This window comes from Pseudomonas sp. NPDC090208, from assembly GCF_044746785.1.
In the GTDB taxonomy this organism is placed as follows: domain Bacteria; phylum Pseudomonadota; class Gammaproteobacteria; order Pseudomonadales; family Pseudomonadaceae; genus Aquipseudomonas.
Window position 1 is genome coordinate 144,308 of the sequence record NZ_JBIVCU010000009.1, and the last position, 16,511, is coordinate 160,818.

The 16,511-nt window shown below is 63.1% G+C and carries 13 protein-coding genes and 1 pseudogene; 6 read left to right on the forward strand and 8 right to left on the reverse strand.

Annotation, left to right across the window (positions count from 1 at the left end; translation table 11 throughout):
- Window positions 1-256: 256 nt before the first annotated feature.
- From ACIPL0_RS16530 to hrpB, 4 genes are all read right to left on the reverse strand, one after another.
- Window positions 257-3,157, reverse strand: coding sequence for an ATP-binding protein (locus ACIPL0_RS16530; protein WP_400597590.1), 2,901 nt, complete (start codon window positions 3,155-3,157; stop codon window positions 257-259).
- A 148-nt stretch (window positions 3,158-3,305) separates the two neighbouring features.
- Complete coding sequence (locus ACIPL0_RS16535; protein WP_400597588.1) at window positions 3,306-3,722, reverse strand: organic hydroperoxide resistance protein; 417 nt, start codon at window positions 3,720-3,722, stop codon at window positions 3,306-3,308.
- Window positions 3,723-3,763: 41 nt separating this feature from the next.
- Window positions 3,764-4,159, reverse strand: coding sequence for a hypothetical protein (locus ACIPL0_RS16540; RefSeq protein ID WP_400597586.1), 396 nt, complete (start codon window positions 4,157-4,159; stop codon window positions 3,764-3,766).
- A 121-nt stretch (window positions 4,160-4,280) separates the two neighbouring features.
- The gene (gene hrpB / locus ACIPL0_RS16545; protein WP_400597584.1) at window positions 4,281-6,815 is read right to left on the reverse strand and encodes an ATP-dependent helicase HrpB; all 2,535 of its coding nucleotides are present in this window, start codon (window positions 6,813-6,815) and stop codon (window positions 4,281-4,283) included.
- Window positions 6,816-7,204: 389 nt separating this feature from the next.
- Here hrpB and ACIPL0_RS16550 point away from each other — a divergent pair, with 389 nt between their 5' ends.
- The 3 genes from ACIPL0_RS16550 to ACIPL0_RS16560 all read left to right on the forward strand — a co-directional run bounded on the left by ACIPL0_RS16550 (window position 7,205) and on the right by ACIPL0_RS16560 (window position 9,403).
- The gene (locus tag ACIPL0_RS16550; RefSeq protein WP_400731553.1) at window positions 7,205-7,861 is read left to right on the forward strand and encodes a hypothetical protein; all 657 of its coding nucleotides are present in this window, start codon (window positions 7,205-7,207) and stop codon (window positions 7,859-7,861) included.
- A 177-nt stretch (window positions 7,862-8,038) separates the two neighbouring features.
- Window positions 8,039-8,464 (forward strand): polyribonucleotide nucleotidyltransferase, encoded by a 426-nt coding sequence (locus ACIPL0_RS16555; RefSeq protein WP_400597581.1) that lies wholly within the window; start codon window positions 8,039-8,041, stop codon window positions 8,462-8,464.
- Between the two features lie 45 nt (window positions 8,465-8,509).
- Window positions 8,510-9,403: a cation diffusion facilitator family transporter gene (locus ACIPL0_RS16560; RefSeq protein ID WP_400597579.1), complete on the forward strand. Its 894-nt coding sequence runs from the start codon at window positions 8,510-8,512 to the stop codon at window positions 9,401-9,403.
- Window positions 9,404-9,576: 173 nt separating this feature from the next.
- On the opposite strand, the gene ACIPL0_RS16565 is transcribed toward ACIPL0_RS16560, so the two are convergent.
- Complete coding sequence (locus ACIPL0_RS16565; protein ID WP_400597576.1) at window positions 9,577-10,389, reverse strand: DUF6515 family protein; 813 nt, start codon at window positions 10,387-10,389, stop codon at window positions 9,577-9,579.
- Between ACIPL0_RS16565 and ACIPL0_RS16570 the strand changes: the two are divergent.
- The 3 genes and pseudogenes from ACIPL0_RS16570 to ACIPL0_RS16580 form a co-directional block, all read left to right on the forward strand.
- Window positions 10,291-10,827: pseudogene (locus ACIPL0_RS16570) on the forward strand (hypothetical protein); the annotation flags it as partial. The gene ACIPL0_RS16565 and the pseudogene ACIPL0_RS16570 overlap by 99 nt on opposite strands.
- A 475-nt stretch (window positions 10,828-11,302) precedes the next feature.
- Window positions 11,303-11,782 (forward strand): Lrp/AsnC family transcriptional regulator, encoded by a 480-nt coding sequence (locus tag ACIPL0_RS16575; protein WP_400597574.1) that lies wholly within the window; start codon window positions 11,303-11,305, stop codon window positions 11,780-11,782.
- Window positions 11,783-11,813: 31 nt separating this feature from the next.
- Window positions 11,814-12,020: a DUF2788 domain-containing protein gene (locus ACIPL0_RS16580; protein ID WP_400597573.1), complete on the forward strand. Its 207-nt coding sequence runs from the start codon at window positions 11,814-11,816 to the stop codon at window positions 12,018-12,020.
- Between the two features lie 198 nt (window positions 12,021-12,218).
- Here the strand turns inward: ACIPL0_RS16580 and ACIPL0_RS16585 are convergent, their stop codons facing one another.
- From ACIPL0_RS16585 to ACIPL0_RS16595, 3 genes are all read right to left on the reverse strand, one after another.
- Window positions 12,219-12,851: an rRNA large subunit pseudouridine synthase E gene (locus tag ACIPL0_RS16585; RefSeq protein ID WP_400597572.1), complete on the reverse strand. Its 633-nt coding sequence runs from the start codon at window positions 12,849-12,851 to the stop codon at window positions 12,219-12,221.
- 65 nt (window positions 12,852-12,916) lie between these two features.
- Window positions 12,917-14,413: an AMP nucleosidase gene (amn, locus tag ACIPL0_RS16590; RefSeq protein WP_400597754.1), complete on the reverse strand. Its 1,497-nt coding sequence runs from the start codon at window positions 14,411-14,413 to the stop codon at window positions 12,917-12,919.
- 241 nt (window positions 14,414-14,654) lie between these two features.
- On the reverse strand, window positions 14,655-16,304 hold the full coding sequence (locus tag ACIPL0_RS16595; RefSeq protein WP_400597571.1) for an acyl-CoA dehydrogenase family protein: 1,650 nt from the start codon (window positions 16,302-16,304) through the stop codon (window positions 14,655-14,657).
- Window positions 16,305-16,511: the final 207 nt, after the last annotated feature.

The following is a 16,511-nucleotide window of genomic DNA, read 5'->3' on the forward strand; positions in this document are numbered from 1 at the left end:
CAGTGCCTGACACAAGACTTCCGAGCACCTCCAGATCCTGTGGGAGGGAGCCTGCTTTTGGTGGTGTGACGGCATGTGTGGATCAGGTGCGGGTTTGGCGGCGTCTGTCAGTCAGCCTTCGCGAGCAGGGCTCCCTCCCACGGTCGGTGTCTGACACAAGACTTCCGGACACCTCAAATCCTGTGGGAGGGAGCCCTGCTCGCGAAGAGGCCAGGCCAGCCCAGCCAGCACAACCCTCAACCCTCAATCACCCCCCTCACCCCAACAACAAAACCCGCTCCCAAAGCCCCTCCAGCTTGCGCCAGTCAAGGGTATCGAAGCCTTCGGTCACGCCTTCGCGGCAGGCGCTCAGCAGTGCCTTGGCTTCTGCCGGGCGCTGTTGCTCCAGGTGCAAGGTGGCGACGCTCATGGCGATGCGCAGTTCCCAGGCGCGGGCGCCTTGCTGACGGCTCAGGGTCAGGGCTTCGTCGAGAATCGCGTACGGCGCATCGAGGTCGTCGGGGTTCAGCAAACGGACAACTCCGGCCTTGAGCCGCAACAACTCTGGCAAGGCAAAACCGTCACCGCTGCGGCGGCAGTGTTCAAGCGTGTGCTCCACTTGCGCCAGTGCCTTGTCGTACTGGCCATTGAGGATCAGCCCCTCGGTTAGAGATATCTCGAACGACGTGGTCAGCAGTTCGTAACGCATGCCACGCAAGCGCGCGAGGCTCTCTTCCAGCAGGGCCACGGCGTTGCCGGGCTCACCGGCGCGAATGGCGATGGCGCCACGGATGCCCATGGCCGCCGCCATATAGGGCCCGAAGGCGTTGGCCTCGGCGATCTGGCTGAAGCGGTCGAGACCGATGCGCGCCTTGTCCAGATCACCGGTCCAGATATAGATGCACAACGTCCACACCAGCGCGATACAGGACGTCACCGCGTGATCCAGCGCAAAGGCCTCGGCCTCGACCTGCGCGGCCCAGGCCCGTGCCTGATCGGGGAAACCCAGCAGCCACAGCGTGCGCGCCAGCCCCAGGCCGGTGCGGTTGCGGTGATCGAAACCGTAGTGAACGGTGCTGCTGCGTTCCGAGGGCAAGCTGTTGCGCAAGGCCGTTTCCAGCTCCTGACGCGCCAGCGGCTGATTGCCCAGCAAGTGATGGGAAATCCCGGCCAACGAGGCCGCAACCGCAATCGCCGCCGGTTTGCCGATGATCGCGCCCACCTCGACCGCACGCTCCGCCCAGGCCAGCGAAGACGGAAAGTCGCCGATGCGTTCGTAAAAGATCTGCAGCCGCCCGAGCAGGCGCAGTTGCGAGCAGTGATCGGCCAGCGCAGTGGCAATGTCCAGCGCCCGCAACAAGGCGGTCTGCGCGGCTTCGCTGTTGCCTTCGGTGAACATCAGCACCAGTCCCAACGCCGCTTGCAGTTCCATTTCGGTCGGCGTGCCGAAGTAGCCGAGCTCCAGCAATTCCGTGGCCCGTGCGCACCAGGTCCGGCACTCCACCAGCAAGGAAAAATGCAGGAACAACGGCGCGCTCGCCGCCGCCAGCGGCAGGGCCAGCCCCGGGTCGCCGTTGGGACCGAAGCTCCACTCCAGCGCGCTCCGGACGTTGCCGAGCTGATTGGCCAGACGCGCCGAGTTGTCGAAGATTTCCGCAGGCGAGGTGCCGAGACGACCAAGCAAATCCATGAAGAACGCCGCGTGCCGGAACGCCAGTGCGTGGGTTTCGGCTTCGCCGTGGGCGACGAGTTTTTCCCGGGCGTAGGCCCGGGTCATCTCCAGCAAGCGATAACTCGCCAGTGCCTCACTGTGGTCGACAGTCACCAGGCCTTTGGCCGCCAGTTCATCCACGGTCGAGGCGGCTTCGAACGCATCGATCCGCTCATCGGCGACGATCTGCGACGCGGCTTCCAGCGAGAACGGCCCGACGAACACCGCAAGGCGGTCGAACACCAGACGCTCATCGGTCGACAACAGGTCGTAGCTCCAGTCGAGCATCGCCCGCAGCGTCTGATGACGGGGCAACGCCGTACGCCGCCCCGCCCAGCCGAGGGAAAAACGCTCGCCGAGCAGCGCGTGGGTGGCGTGAACACCGTGGGACGCCACCCGCACCGCTGCCAGTTCGATAGGCAACGCCATGCCTTCCAGGCGTCGGCACATGTCGGCGATCAGCCGGGTTTCGTCGAGTTGCAGCGTCAGCGAAGCGTTGGCCGAACGCGCCCGTTCGACGAACAGGCTGATCGCCGGAAACGCCAGCAACTCGTCGACACTCAACAACTGCGCCTCACAGGGAAACGCCAGCGGATTGAGCCAGTAAACCTGTTCGCCCCGTACCCGCAACGGTTCGCGGCTGGTAGCCAGGACGCCGACACCGGGGGCACTGTCGCGAATCTGCTCGACAATGGCGGCCACCGTGTCGATCACATGCTCGCAGTTGTCGATGATCAGCAGCAGGCGTTGCGTGCGCAAATGCGCCAGCAGTACGAACAAGGGATCTTTGGCCTGCACCGGAATGTCCAGTGAACCGGCCAGCGCCGACGGCACCAGCGCTGCTTCTTCGACCTGGGCCAGATCGACAAAGCGCACACGCACCTGGCCGCCAGCGCTCAGACGGTGACCGATTTCCACCGCCAGACTGGTCTTGCCTACGCCACCGGCGCCGACCAGGGTGAACAGGCAGGGCTCCAGCAGGTAATCGGTAATCTGTTGCGCGTCACGCTCACGACCGATCAACTTCGCCCGCGGTGGCAGGCTGCCGACCGCGCTGGCAAAGCGTTTGCCTTCGGCCTGTGGCGGGCTCGCGGTGACAGGGGGTTGCGGCATTGCCGGAGAACGCTCGATGGGCGCGACGAACGCATAGCCCACTCCCACTTGCGTGGCGATGTAGCGCGCACCGTCCTCGCCATCGCCGAGCAGGCGGCGCAGCCCGGTCATGTGGAAACGCAGGCTGCCCTCTTCGACCACGATGTCGGGCCACACCAGCTTGAGCAGTTCACGCTTGGTCAGCACGCGCCCGGGGTTTTCGAGCAGTGCGATCAACAGATCCAGCGCCCGCCCGCCGATGTCCAGCGCGGCGCCATCGCGAGTCAGCAGGCGTTTACCGGGGACCACGCAGAAGGGTCCGAAGGCGAATCGCAGGATCAGTGACTCGTGCAGGTCGTCCGGGGCTGACTCCACAAGGATCGCTCTCATTGTCAGGAAAAGTGCGCCGGATGGCCGGTCTGGCGCGAGGTCCCTGCATGATAGGTGTTTTGCTTGGGCGATCAAGGGTGTAGGACTTTGCTCTCCTGATTGACAGAACGGTCCTGTGAAGGCCGTCGCACCCTCAGACCAGACGGATGCTGACACCGAGATTGCCCCGAGTCGCCTTGGAATACGGGCAGTTCTGGTGAGCGGCATCGATCAATTGCTGCGCGACCTCCGTTTCAAGCCCCGGCAGCGACACCTCAAGCCGCGCTTGCAGAAAGAAACCCTGCTCGCCGTGAACCAGATCGACTTGCGCATCGACCGCCGTCTCGCTCGGGAAGCCGATCTTGCGCGCATTGCAGGCATGGCGCAGCGCGCCGATGAAACAGGCCGACCAGCCGACCGCGAACAGTTGCTCGGGATTGGTGCCGTCGCCCGGCGCTCCCGGCGGCGTGAGTTTCAGTTGCAGCCGGCCATCGAGACTGCGCCCCAGCCCGTCGCGCCCCCCGGTGGTATGGGTGTGGCCGGTGTAGAGAACCTTTTCAACCTTGATCATCGAGCACTTCCTGGTAAACGAAGGCGCGTGGCGGCCATCACTCAAACAGCCCGGGCGGGCTCAAAAAGACAGGCCGGTGATGCGTCGGCCAACAGGGACTGGGCGATATCGGCATGGCTGTGCAGATAATCGAGCAGTTGCTCGCGGGCGATGTCCAGCAACCAGGCACGAAACGGTCGTGTCGCGTCATAACCGGAACGGCGCCGATATAACGCGCCGCCGGCCTCGCGCACCCAGCTGTCCAGATCCTCGCGCCGCGCACGACCGGCCTGCACCTGGCCCTCGAAAAATGCGGTCAACAGCGGCGCCACGGCCACGAGCAAGGCGTCGGACGCCCCCTCGCCGCGCACGGCCACGCGGGCCATCAGCGCACTCAGCTCATCGTTACTGGGCCGGTCCACACTGCAGACGCAGCCGCCGTGATACCCCTGGGACATGATCGGTTCCCTTTGCAATCGTCAATCCACCGAGACTGCAGGATGAAACCTTGCGCGGTTAAGCGCTCGTTATCCGTTGTTAGCCGCTGTTAGCCAGAGGCGTGATGGCGGCGGCTCTGGATCAGGGCTTGCGCGGCTTGGCCCGCGCGGTCGGCTCGGCCACCAACGGGTCATCCGGCCAATAGTGTTTCGGGTAGCGGCCCTTGAGGTCTTTCTTCACCTCGGCGTAGGTGTTGTTCCAGAAGCTGGCCAGGTCCTGAGTGACCTGCACCGGGCGCCGGGCCGGCGAGAGCAGGTGCAGTTTGACGATCTGCCGGCCATTGGCGATGCGCGGAGTGTCGGCAAGCCCGAACAGCTCTTGCAGGCGCACGGCGAGAATCGGCGGGTGTTCGCTGTAATCCAGCCGCACCGACGAGCCCGACGGCACGCTGAGGTGATGCGGCGCCTGTTCTTCCAGCCGCTGCGGCAACGGCCAGGGCAGCAGATTGTGCAGGATCGACGACAGGTCGAGGTTGGCGAAGTGGCTGAGCCGGGTGACTTTGCCCAGATACGGCGCCAGCCAGTGTTCCAGCGTGTCCAGCAGTGCGTCGTTGCCGACGTCCGGCCATTCGCTGGCGTCCTGTTTTTGCAGATCCAGCTGACGCAGCAAACCGACCCGCGCCTGCCACTGACGCAGCTCCGGGGTCCATGGCAGCAGTTCCAGGCCTTTGCGCCGGACCAGCGCCAGCAGCGCCTGAGCCCGCGCCGAATCGTCCAGCCCGGTCAGCGGTTCGCGGCTGATGATCAACTCGCCGGCCTTGCGCTGACGTTCGGCGCGGAACACACCTTCGCGCTCGTCCCAGTCAATCTGGTCGATCTGTGTCACTTGCTCGGCCAGTACTGAATCAAACAATGCCGGGTCGAATTCTGCGGCCAGATAAATCCGCTCTTCACGCTGGTCCTGACGGCTGCCGAGATCGGCGATCACCAGCCACGGCTCTTTCATCAACGCATCCGGCTCGGCGAACAGCGCGGCACGGCCATTGGCCAGACGGTATTCGGCACCACCGGCCTTGCGTTGCTGGGCGACACGGTCGGGGTAGGCCAGCGCCAGCAGCGCGCCGAGCCAGCGCGGGTGATCAGGGTCGGCGACTGCCCGCTTTGGCGTGCCTCTCAGGTAGCCGCGGTACTGGCGGGCCAGTTGCTTCGCCCGTTGCACGCCGCCTTGAGCACCGCGCGCAGCCCGTTCGGTGCCCGCCAGCAGGGTCAGACGGCTGTGCAGATCGGCACCGGCGCCGCGCAGAATATCGCGCTCACCCAACAGCGCGGCGACATCGCAGGCCAGCGCGCCAAGCCCCAGTTCCTGACCGCGCAGCAACAGATGGGCGATCCGTGGATGGGCTGGCAGCTCGGCCATGGCCTGGCCGTGGGCGGTGAGTTTGCAGTCTTCGCCGGGATTGCGGCTCAGGGCGCCGAGGCGCAGTAACAGGTCCTGCGCCTGGGCATACGCGGCTGTCGGTGGCACATCCAGCCAGGCCAGTTGCGTCGGCTCCACGCCCCAGCGCGCCAGTTGCAGCGCCAATCCGGCGAGATCCGCCTGAAGAATTTCCGCCGTGCCGTAGGCTGCCAGTTGCTCGTGCTGCGCTTCGGACCACAACCGATAACACACACCCGGCTCCAGCCGCCCCGCCCGCCCGGCACGCTGGGTGGCACTGGCGCGGGAAACACGCTGAGTATCAAGACGAGTCATGCCGCTGCCCGGGTCGAAACGCGGCACCCGCGCCAGACCGGCATCGACCACCACGCGCACGCCGTCGATGGTCAGGCTGGTTTCGGCAATGTTGGTCGCCAGCACCACCTTGCGTTTGCCCTTGGGCGCCGGTTCGATGGCGGCGCGCTGGGAGTTCAGGTCCAGTTCGCCATGCAGCGGACAGAGCATGACATCCCCACCCTCACCCAGCGCATCGGCCAACTGCTGATGGACCCGACGAATCTCCGCCTGCCCCGGCAGAAACACCAGCAGGCTGCCGGAGTCATTGCCCAGCGCGTCCAGCACGGTCTGCACCACCCGCGGCTCGACGAACTCACCGGGCTGAAACGGCCGCCCCCACTGCATCGCCACCGGAAACATCCGCCCTTCGCTGCTGACCACCGGCGCATCGTCGAGCAACCGCGACAGACGCTCGCCTTCCAGCGTCGCCGACATCAGCAGGATCTTCAGCGGCAGCTCGTCACGGAACAGCGCCCGGCCATTTAGACTCAGTGCCAGAGCAAGATCAGCGTCCAGACTGCGCTCGTGAAATTCATCGAAAATCAGCAAGCCCACGCCTTCCAGCGACGGATCGTCCTGCAAACGGCGGGTAAGAATGCCCTCGGTCACGACCTCGATACGGGTATTCGGCCCGACCTTGCTGTCGAGGCGAATGCGGTAACCCACCGTCTCGCCGACCTTCTCGCCCAGCTCACTGGCCAGCCGTTCAGCCGCCGCCCTCGCCGCCAGCCGCCGCGGCTCCAGCATCAGAATCGATTGCCCGGCCAGCCACGCCTCGCCCAGCAACGCCAGCGGCACACGGGTGGTCTTGCCCGCGCCGGGCGGCGCTTCAAGCACCGCTTCATCACGTTCGGCAAGGGCCTGGCGCAAGGCAGGCAGGACGGCATCGATGGGTAGAGAATTCATGGGGGCTCCCGGACAGGCCGGGCAGTATAACGGCAACAGATCGCCGCCTCGAAGCCGGCAGTGGAGACGGCTTGCCTGTGGTGCCAGCGAGAAGCGCGGCCTTCCAGAATAGAGAAAGCCCCGCAAGCGGGGCTTTCACAGAACCTGGGCTCGTCACCGCTTCAGTTGCGCGGGAGTGGAGGGATCAGGGCGGCGACGAAAACTTATCACATTGAGATAGAGCGTCAACTTGCAAGATGTAACCTGCTCACGGCCTGATACACCAAGAAAAAAGTTTGTGAACACCAAGACATCTTTAGCCCCAACAGATCGCTTTCAACCAGCAGCATGTCGCCCATTGGCCATCGTCAAAGATCAGCCAGAACGCACATGCATCAAGAGGGAGCTCGATGGTTTGGCAAACACTGGAGGAGAAGCTGTCCACTCCAAGGATGTCCCGGTACCTGAAAAGCACGGATGGCAAGCACGCTCGGGCAGTAGAAGCCTATGTGCACAACATGAAAGTCGCCGAGGCTCTGGTGTCGATTTTCCATGTCCTTGAGGTCGCACTGCGTAACGGCATCCAGAGGGAAATGGCCTTGGCCTACTGTCGAGCCGACTGGTACGAAGAATGGCACACTGCCGAGGATATCGGACTTCGGACGCTCTACTCGAACGTCAATGAGGCCAGGAAGGGATTGCGTAATCGTAGGGTCGAGATCACCCCTGACAGCATCGTCGCCGAGCTCAGCTTTGGCTTTTGGACATCACTGTTCAATCGGACAAACATAATGAACTTGTCCAAGCCGCTAATGCGGGTCTTCCACCATTGCCCAAAGAACATGCGCAAGCCGGACAACATCAGAGCGCGTCTGAATAAAGGACGAGAGTTGCGCAACCGTTGCTTCCATCACGAACCGTTGCTCTGGCAGCCATTGTTCGAAATTCATCGAGATCTCCTGGAGATCATCAGATGGATCGATCCGGTACTACACGCCTGGATCACCGTCCATGACAGGGTTCCAGCAACACTGACCGAGTGGCTGAAGTGGAGAAATGCTCCCTAGGGAGCGACGCAGGCAGAGAATCTCCATTCGTCCAGCTCCAGGCTCTTCTTACAGCGCCAGTCAGCCTGTAGCAGCAACGCTTTGTTTACCCGCTCACAGAACCGTCCGCCCCATTGCATAGTCTTATTGGTTACGCACTTACCTTGTATAGTTGCGACTTCCCCTGAGGAGACTTCCATGCGTATTCCAACCCGTTTGATCGGCGGCGTGCTGATTGGCAGCCTGCTGGCTCAGCTGACCGCTTGCGGCAGTATTTTCTACCCTGACCGTCGTGGTCAGATTCAAGGCAGCGGTCGGATGGATCCGGCGATTGTCGTGCTCGATGCCATCGGCCTGCTGTTCTACATCATCCCCGGCGTGATCGCCTTTGCGGTCGACTTCGCCACTGGCGCGATCTACCTGCCCAACGGCAAGCACGCGCAGATCGATCCGCAAAAACTGCAACCTGCCATCAAGGCCGACGGCACTGTGGATAACGCCAAGCTGCAGGCGATTCTGCAGACCGAGCTGGGTCGCAGTCTGCCGCTGGACGATCCGCGTCTGATCCAGCACAAGGGCAGCGCACAGCAACTGGCCTCGCTGGGTCTGGTGCCTTCCGCCTGATGTCCCCACGGTGAGGTATTTCATGTTTGCAGTGAAGGAAGCGCCATGAGCAGCAGTCCCGAACATGCCCGTCTGTTGCGTCTGGCGACGCGGGCATCGCTGGCGGTCGCCATTGTCCTGATTGTGATCAAGGCCGTGGCGTGGTGGCTGAGCGGGTCGGTCAGTCTGTTGGCCGGTCTGACCGACTCGCTGCTCGACGGCGCGGCGTCGTTGCTCAATCTGTTGGCGGTGCACTACGCGCTGCGGCCAGCGGATGAGGATCACCGTTATGGGCATGGCAAGGCCGAGGCCCTGTCGGGCATGGCCCAGTCGCTGTTCATTGCGGTGAGTGCGTTTCTCATCGGTTTTCAGGCCATCGAACGCATCCAGCATCCGGAGCCGATGGGCGCGCCGGGGCTGGGCATGGCGGTGATGGCGTTGTCGATCGTGCTGACGCTGGCGCTGCTCAGCCTGCAACACAAGGTGATCAAGGCCACCGGCTCGGCGGCGATTCGTGCCGACTCGCTGCACTACCGCTCCGATCTGCTGCTGAACATCAGCATCATGGTAGCGTTGACCCTGGCCTTCTTCGGCTATGCCGAGCTGGACGCCTGGTTCGGTCTGGCGATTGCGCTGTACATCCTCTGGAGCGCCATCTCGATTGCCAAGGAAACCGTGTCGGTGCTGATGGACGAAGAACTGCCGCTGGACGTCAGCGCGCGCATGCTGGAACTGGCGCGCAACGTGCCCGGCGTGCTGGGGGCCCATGATTTGCGTACGCGGATTTCCGGCAACCACTGGTTCGTGCAGCTGCATCTGGAGTTGCCGGGATCACTGACCCTGTCGGTGGCCCATGACCTGTGCGTGCGGGTGGAGGACGCCATTCATGGCGAATTCCCGAAGGCTGAAGTGCTGGTGCATGCCGATCCGCAGGAAGTGGTGAAGCAAGCCACTGCCTGACGCATCACCCTGTAGGAGCTGGCTTGCCCTGCGAGCGGCTGCGCAGCAGTCGTAAACCCATACGCATTGGGTGTGTCAGGTACACCGCGCGCATAGGTTTTACGACGGGTTCCGTCGGACGCGACCCCGGCGCGCTCGCAGGACAAGCCAGCTCCTACAGGCAAGCCAGTCCGTCACTGCTGAACGCTGTAGCCCCTTCCTGCATAACAGCTGGCCATGGCCTGACGGAAAATCCCGACCACTTCCGGCGCAGGCTGATAGCCAGCGCTGGACGGGTCGAAGTTGCTCTGCTGGATCGCGTACTGATAGCAGTCGTAGCGGTCCTGTTCAAACTGCTGCTGGGTCTGGCCGTTGGCCGGGTAAGCCGTCACTTCATACGGATTGGCCGCCTGCTGCGATTGGTCCGGCGCATAGATCGGTTCGACACCCTGCGGCGGTTCGGCCACCACGTACTCCTGGGTACTCTGCTCATAGGTGTAATAGGTGCCGGCGGCGAGGAAGAACAGCGCGCTGCCCAGCCAGACCTGTTGCGCGTAATCCGGCAGATAGCGCACGCGCACACCGCGCGGCGGCGCAACCACGACGTAACGCTGCCCCTGCGGCCGATACCAGTAGCCACTGGAATAGAAATAGTCGTTGCCGCGGTACGGCACGCGGGAATAGCCACCGGGAATACGGTCGATCGCGTAGCCCGGACGATAGCGCGGCCCGGAACCCCAACCGTCGCCATGCCCGCCGGGATGGAAATCAGGGCGACGGTCGCCTGCACGCCATTGATCGTTGCGGGGCAGATCACGGTAGTAACCCTGACGCGGCTCCTGGGTCTGTCTCACGGTGTCGGGGCGGCTCTGGATCGGAAGCTGGCTCTGACGGTCCTGCAACTGACGCTGCTGCAATTGCTGTTGCTGCTGGCGTTGTTGTTGCTGGAACTGGTCCTGACGCTGCTGCTCCTGGCGTTGTTGCTGCTGACGCTGCTCCTGCTGCAACTGTTCCTGACGCTGTTGGTCCTGACGTTGTTGCTGCTGGCGCTGCTCTTGTTGCCACTGTTCCTGGCGCTGCTGATTGCGCTCGCGATCCTGCTGCTGACGCTGCTGGTCGAAACGCTGCTGCTGGTTCTGCTGCATCTGCCGTTGCTGCTGCAACTGTTCCTGCTGGCGTTGTTGCTGTTGCTGGAACTGCTGCTGTTGCTGCTGACGTTGTTGCTGCTGTTCCTGACCGAAATTGCGCTGCTGGTTCTGCTGTTGCTGACGCTGCTGATCGAAATTGTGCTGCTGTTGACGCTGTTCGTTGCGTTGCTGATTGTTATCGTCGGCCAGCACTTGAGCGCTGATGCTCATGGCCAGAAGACTGACACCTGCCAAACGCCAGATGCGCGTGTTCATGCTTTCCTCACTGCGGCGCGGATACCTGTGGATAGGACTGCTTTATATGAGCGCCGTTCGCCGCACTCTAGCAACACCGCTCACGAAACTGTAGGAGCGCGCTTGCCCGCGAGAGCAATCTGCCGGAAAAAAACAGGTGCCTCACATGGCGCAATCGCGAGCAAGCTCACTCCTACGGATGCCGAGGGAGAAATCGCAGGCATAAAAAAAGAGGGCTCAGGGGCCCTCTCTTGAATGCTTCGTCCTGGCACGACGCTTTTGACGCCGGCTCACCTCGCATCGTCTTCTGGACAGTGCGTAGCCCGGTGGCCTGGTCAACCTTGTCGGGCTGGAGGCCGCGGCTGGCCTGATTGGGCGGGCCGCGCTGGACGCTGTGTCCGGGCAGTGATTCTGGGTAAAAGAATAGGCTTGGACGGACGACACAGGATTGCGAATGTTGCTGACTGAAACACCTCTTGCGCAATTTTTCACTTCGGATGAATAATTCAGCGCAATCGATCCCATAAAGGTGTCAATCGTGAGCAAGCTCGATAGATATGACCTGAGCATTCTCGCCGAACTGCAGCGTGACGCGCGCATCTCCAATCAGGAGCTGGCCGAACGCATCGGCCTGTCGCCGTCGCCATGTTCGCGCAGGGTCAAGCAACTGGAAGACGACGGCTATATTGTCCGTCAGGTGGCGCTGCTGGACCGCAAGAAACTGGGCCTGAGCCTGACCGCCTACGTGTTGATCGGCATGGACCGTCACACCCCGGACCGCTTCGAGAACTTCGAACAGCACATCCGCAACCTGCCACAGGTGCTGGAGTGCAGTCTGGTGACCGGCATCGACGCCGACTACCAGTTGAAAGTCGTAGTGCCGGACATGGACCACTATCAGAAATTCCTGCTCGGCCACCTGACCCGCATCGAAGGCGTCACCAGCGTGCGCTCCAGCTTCGTGCTCAACCAGGTGCTGGCCAGTACCGAGCTGCCGCTGGTTCACCTGCGTAGCTGAGCCCTCCTCAATCCCTCACCGGAGAAGCAGCATGGATCCCGGACTGTTTGAAGAATGGATGATGACCATTCTGGTCACCGTACTGGTCGGTTTCATGGCCTTCATCGTCTGGGACCTGGCGAAGAAGTCCAAGGCCGGACGCTTCGGCACCATCATGCTGTTTGGCGTGCTGGGGCTGGGGATTCTGGCGTTCGTGATCAAGAGTCTGGTGATTGCGTGGCTGGAGCAACATCCCTGACCTCAGGCTACGCAGGACCATTGTGGGAGCGAATTCATTCGCGAAAAATCGTCCATCCGACAAAGCTGTGCCAGCTGTACTGGCCCTTCGCGAATGAATTCGCTCCCACAGTAGATCGGTGCCAGCTGACATGACGCCTTCGCGAGCAGGGCTCCCTCCCACAGGTCCATATTTTCGCCATCCCGCCGGGTATGTTTTTTACAACTTCGCCGGCACTTCCCGCCACTGCCCCTGATCCAGCCCGTCCAGCGTCCAGTCACCAATCCGTACCCGTACCAGACGCAAGGTCGGCAGGCCGACGGCGGCGGTCATGCGGCGGACCTGGCGGTTGCGGCCTTCCTTGATGATCAGTTCCAGCCAACTGGTCGGCACGCTTTTGCGGAAACGCACCGGCGGGTTGCGCGGCCACAGCTCCGGCTCGTCCAGTTGCCGGGCCTGGGCTGGCAAGGTCGGGCCGTCGTTCAGCTCGACGCCATCACGCAGTTTTTGCAGCTGCTCTTCGCTGGGCTCGCCTTCGACCTGCACCCAGTACGTCTTCGCCAGTTTGTGTTTCGGGTCGGCAATCCGCGCCTGCAATTGCCCGTCGTTGGTCAGCAGCAATAGGCCTTCGCTGTCACGGTCCAGCCGCCCTGCCGGGTAGATGCCGGGGATGTCGATGAAGTCCTTGAGCGTCGCCCGCCCCTCGCCGTCGCTGAACTGCGTCAGCACGTCGAAAGGCTTGTTGAACAGGATCAGCCGAGGTTCGGCGGGCGGTGCTTTGGCGACACGACGGGGCGCGGCGGCGCGATCGGTTTGAGGGCGGCGTGAAGGAGGACGAGGTGGACGGGGCATGTTGACTCGGAACGCAGAAACAGAAAGGGCCACTTTAGTGGCCCTTTACATAAATGCCTAATCCATTAACGGAACGGCGGCTCGTCGAAGCTGCGCAGTTTGCGCGAATGCAGCGAGTTGAGCTGGGTACGCATCAGGTCCAGCGCGGCGATACCGATCTTCAAGTGCTGGGTGACAGCGCGCTCGTAGAACGCGTTGGCCGAGCCCGGCAGCTTGATTTCGCTGTGCAACGGTTTGTCCGACACACACAGCAGCGTGCCATACGGCACCCGCAGACGATAACCCTGGGCAGCGATGGTGCCGCTTTCCATGTCCACCGCCACGGCGCGGGACAGGTTGATCAGCGGACGCTCCTGAGCCCAGCGCAGTTCCCAGTTACGGTCGTCGTAGGTCAGCACGGTGCCGGTGCGCAGACGCTTTTTCAGGTCTTCGCCACGCTCGCCGGTGATCTGCGCCGCCGATTCCTGCAACGCCAGTTGCACTTCGGCCAGCGCCGGAATCGGGATGTTCGGCGGCAGCACGCGGTCCAGAATGCCGTCGCGACGCATGTAAGCGTGGGCCAGCACGTAGTCGCCGATGGTCTGCGACTGCCGCAGACCGCCGCAGTGGCCGATCATCAGCCAGCAATGCGGACGCAGCACGGCCAGGTGGTCGGTGATGTTCTTGGCGTTGGACGGGCCGACCCCGATGTTGACCAGGGTCACGCCGTGACCGTCTTCGGCGATCAGGTGATAGGCCGGCATCTGGTAGCGGTGCCAGACCACGCTGGCGACGATGGCCTGAGCCTCGGCGCGGTCCATGCTCTTGTCGACCACCACGTTGCCCGGCAGCACCATCTTCACGAAACGCGGGTCTTCGCGCAGACGCTCCAGGCCATGGACGATGAACTGGTCGACGTAGCGGTGGTAGTTGGTCAGCAGGATCCACGGCTGCACATGGCGCCAGTCGCTGCCGGTGTAGTGCACCAGACGGCGCAGGGAGAAATCGACCCGCGCCGCGTCGAACAGCGCCAGCGGCAGTGGATCGGTGTTGGCCCAGTCATGCAGTCCGTCGGCAATGCCGTCGGTCGCGGCAGACAGGTCGGTGCTCGGGAAGACCCGCGCCAGGGTGGCGGCAGTCACGCCGGTGCCGGCCAGTTCGTCGCCCTGCTCGACCACGTAGGGGTACGGAATGTTCTGCTCGCTGACGCCCACTTCCACCGTCACGGTGAAGTCGTTCATCAGCGGCACGAGTTGTTCGATCAGGTATTTACGGAACGCCGCCGGGTGGGTCACGGTGACGCTGTAGGTGCCCGGCAGTTGGACCTTGGCGTAGGCGCGGGTGGTCAGCGGCACTTCGCCCTGGCAGTGATAGGTCAGTCGCAGTTCAGGATAACGGAACAGCTCGCGCTCGGCGGCGTCCGGCTCGACACGGTCTTTCAGGTAACGCTTGAGCGCCTGGCTCAGGGCAGTGGTGGCACGTCCATGCAGCTCGGCGAGCCGGTCCACGGCTTGCTCGGCGGTTTCTACGACAACAAAGGCTTCAGTCACGATGCGCATCCTTCTGATCTTGCACGTCACCATCTTGCCTGCAAGTCGGGGGGAAGGCACGAACTGATGCAGGGGTTGTGACATCGACACTGCCCGCGCCATTTTGGCTTCTGGCCAAAGGCCGTGGGAGGGAGCCCTGCTCGCGAAAGCGTCGTTTCAGTCACTACCGCAGTGTCTGATCTGCCGTCTTCGCGAGCAGGGCTCCCTCCCACAGGGAATACAGGCCTGGCATGCCAGCGGTGTCGCCGAGCAGATATCCCAAAGGCGGGGAAGATCAGGCGATCTGCGGCGAGGAGCGCGCGACCAACGCTTCGACATCCACCCCGCGCGGCAACGATCCGTACACTCGCCCTGGCTGTTGCAGACGACCGGCGATGAACGCGTCGCTGACCACCGCATTGCCCGCCTCCAGCAGCAGCTTGGCCTGCAAGCCGACGGCGATGTCTTCGGTCAGCTGACGGGCGCGATACTGAATGTCGCCAGTGTCCTTGAACGCGGTTTTCAACTGTTCGATGTGCGCAGCCAGGCGCTTGTCGCCATGACCGTCGCCCAGCTCGGCGAACAACACATCGAGCACGCCGGGCTCTTTGGACAGCGCTCGCAGCACGTCCAGGCACTGCACGTTGCCGGAGCCTTCCCAAGTCGAATTGACCGGGGCTTCGCGGTACAGGCGCGGCAGGATGCTGTCTTCGACGTAACCGGCGCCGCCCATGCATTCGGCGGCTTCGTTGATCATGGCCGGGGCGCGCTTGCAGATCCAATACTTGCCCACCGCCGTCACCAGCCGGGCGAAATGCGCTTCGTGGGGATCGTCCAGCCGCTCCAGTGCCCGGCCCATGCGCAGGCTCAGCGCCAGTGCGGCTTCGCTTTCCAGGGCCAGATCAGCCAGCACGTTCTGCATCAACGGCTGCTCGCTGAGCAGACGCCCGCTGACCCGCCGATGGGCGCAGTGGTGAGCGGCCTGGGTCAGCGCCTGACGCATCAGCGCGCTGGAGCCGGTCATGCAGTCGAAGCGGGTCATGGCGACCATTTCGATGATGGTTGGCACGCCACGCCCTTCTTCGCCGACCATCCACGCCAGCGCGCCACGGAACTCGACTTCGCTGGAAGCGTTGGACCAGTTGCCCAGTTTGTTTTTCAGGCGCTGGATGTAGAACTCGTTGCGGGTGTCGTCCGGGCGATGGCGCGGCAGCAGAAAGCAGGTCAGGCCCTTGTCGGTCTGCGCCAGGGTCAGGAAGGCATCGCACATCGGCGCCGAGCAGAACCACTTGTGGCCGACCAGTTCATAGGCCTGTCCCGGCCCCGGCTGACCGACCGGGTACGCGCGGGTGGTGTTGGCACGCACGTCGGTGCCGCCCTGCTTTTCGGTCATGGCCATGCCGATGGTCACGCCGGCCTTGTGCGCCATGCCGACGTTACGCGGGTCGTACTCGGTGGCGAGGATTTTCGGCAGCCAGGCTTGCGCGAGGTCCGGCTGCAAACGCAATGCGGGGACGCTGGCGAAGGTCATGGTCAATGGACAGCCGCTGCCCGCCTCGGCCTGGCTGTGCAAGTAGCTCATGGCTGCGCGGGCGACGTGGGCGCCTTCGCGCGGATCGGTCCAGGGCAGCGATGGAATGCCGTGTTCCACGGCGGTTTTCATCAATTGGTGATACGCCGGGTGAAATTCCACCAGATCGATGCGGTGTCCATAACGATCATGGCTGGCGAACACCGGCTTGTTCTGATTGGCGAGAAAACCCGCCTCCATCAACGGTCCGCCGGCCAGTGCGCCATAGGCATCGATCCGGCTCTGCGCCCAGCCCGCCCCGAAACGCTGCGACCACTCCTGTAGCGGCAGGTCGATGCGGTAGAGGTTGGTACCATCCAGAGAAGGCGGCTGATTGCTGACTTCGTGGGTTTCGGCGAACTGATGCAGATTCATGGGCGGGCTCCGGTCCGTTCGGCAGAGGAAACCCAGTGAATCACGCGCTCGATGACGAAAAAAGTGCCATAGGCGACTAAATCACGGCGCTTTTGCCGTGCTGTAGTAGTCATCTGTAGGAGTGAGCTTGCTCGCGATTGCGGTGTCTCTGAAACATTGATGTCGTCTGGCACAACGCAATCGCGAGCAAGCTCACTCCTACACGTT

What these genes read in the sequence shown, in the direction of transcription:
- ACIPL0_RS16560 (WP_400597579.1), top strand. Translation starts at nt 8,510, where the DNA reads ATGAGCAGCAGTCCCGAACATGCCCGTCTGTTGCGTCTGGCGACGCGG.
- ACIPL0_RS16555 (WP_400597581.1), top strand. Translation starts at nt 8,039, where the DNA reads ATGCGTATTCCAACCCGTTTGATCGGCGGCGTGCTGATTGGCAGCCTG.
- ACIPL0_RS16580 (WP_400597573.1), top strand. Translation starts at nt 11,814, where the DNA reads ATGGATCCCGGACTGTTTGAAGAATGGATGATGACCATTCTGGTCACC.
- amn (WP_400597754.1), bottom strand. Translation starts at nt 14,413, where the DNA reads ATGGTGACGTGCAAGATCAGAAGGATGCGCATCGTGACTGAAGCCTTT.
- ACIPL0_RS16550 (WP_400731553.1), top strand. Translation starts at nt 7,205, where the DNA reads ATGGTTTGGCAAACACTGGAGGAGAAGCTGTCCACTCCAAGGATGTCC.
- ACIPL0_RS16535 (WP_400597588.1), bottom strand. Translation starts at nt 3,722, where the DNA reads ATGATCAAGGTTGAAAAGGTTCTCTACACCGGCCACACCCATACCACC.
- ACIPL0_RS16585 (WP_400597572.1), bottom strand. Translation starts at nt 12,851, where the DNA reads ATGCCCCGTCCACCTCGTCCTCCTTCACGCCGCCCTCAAACCGATCGC.
- ACIPL0_RS16595 (WP_400597571.1), bottom strand. Translation starts at nt 16,304, where the DNA reads ATGAATCTGCATCAGTTCGCCGAAACCCACGAAGTCAGCAATCAGCCG.
- ACIPL0_RS16540 (WP_400597586.1), bottom strand. Translation starts at nt 4,159, where the DNA reads ATGTCCCAGGGGTATCACGGCGGCTGCGTCTGCAGTGTGGACCGGCCC.
- hrpB (WP_400597584.1), bottom strand. Translation starts at nt 6,815, where the DNA reads ATGAATTCTCTACCCATCGATGCCGTCCTGCCTGCCTTGCGCCAGGCC.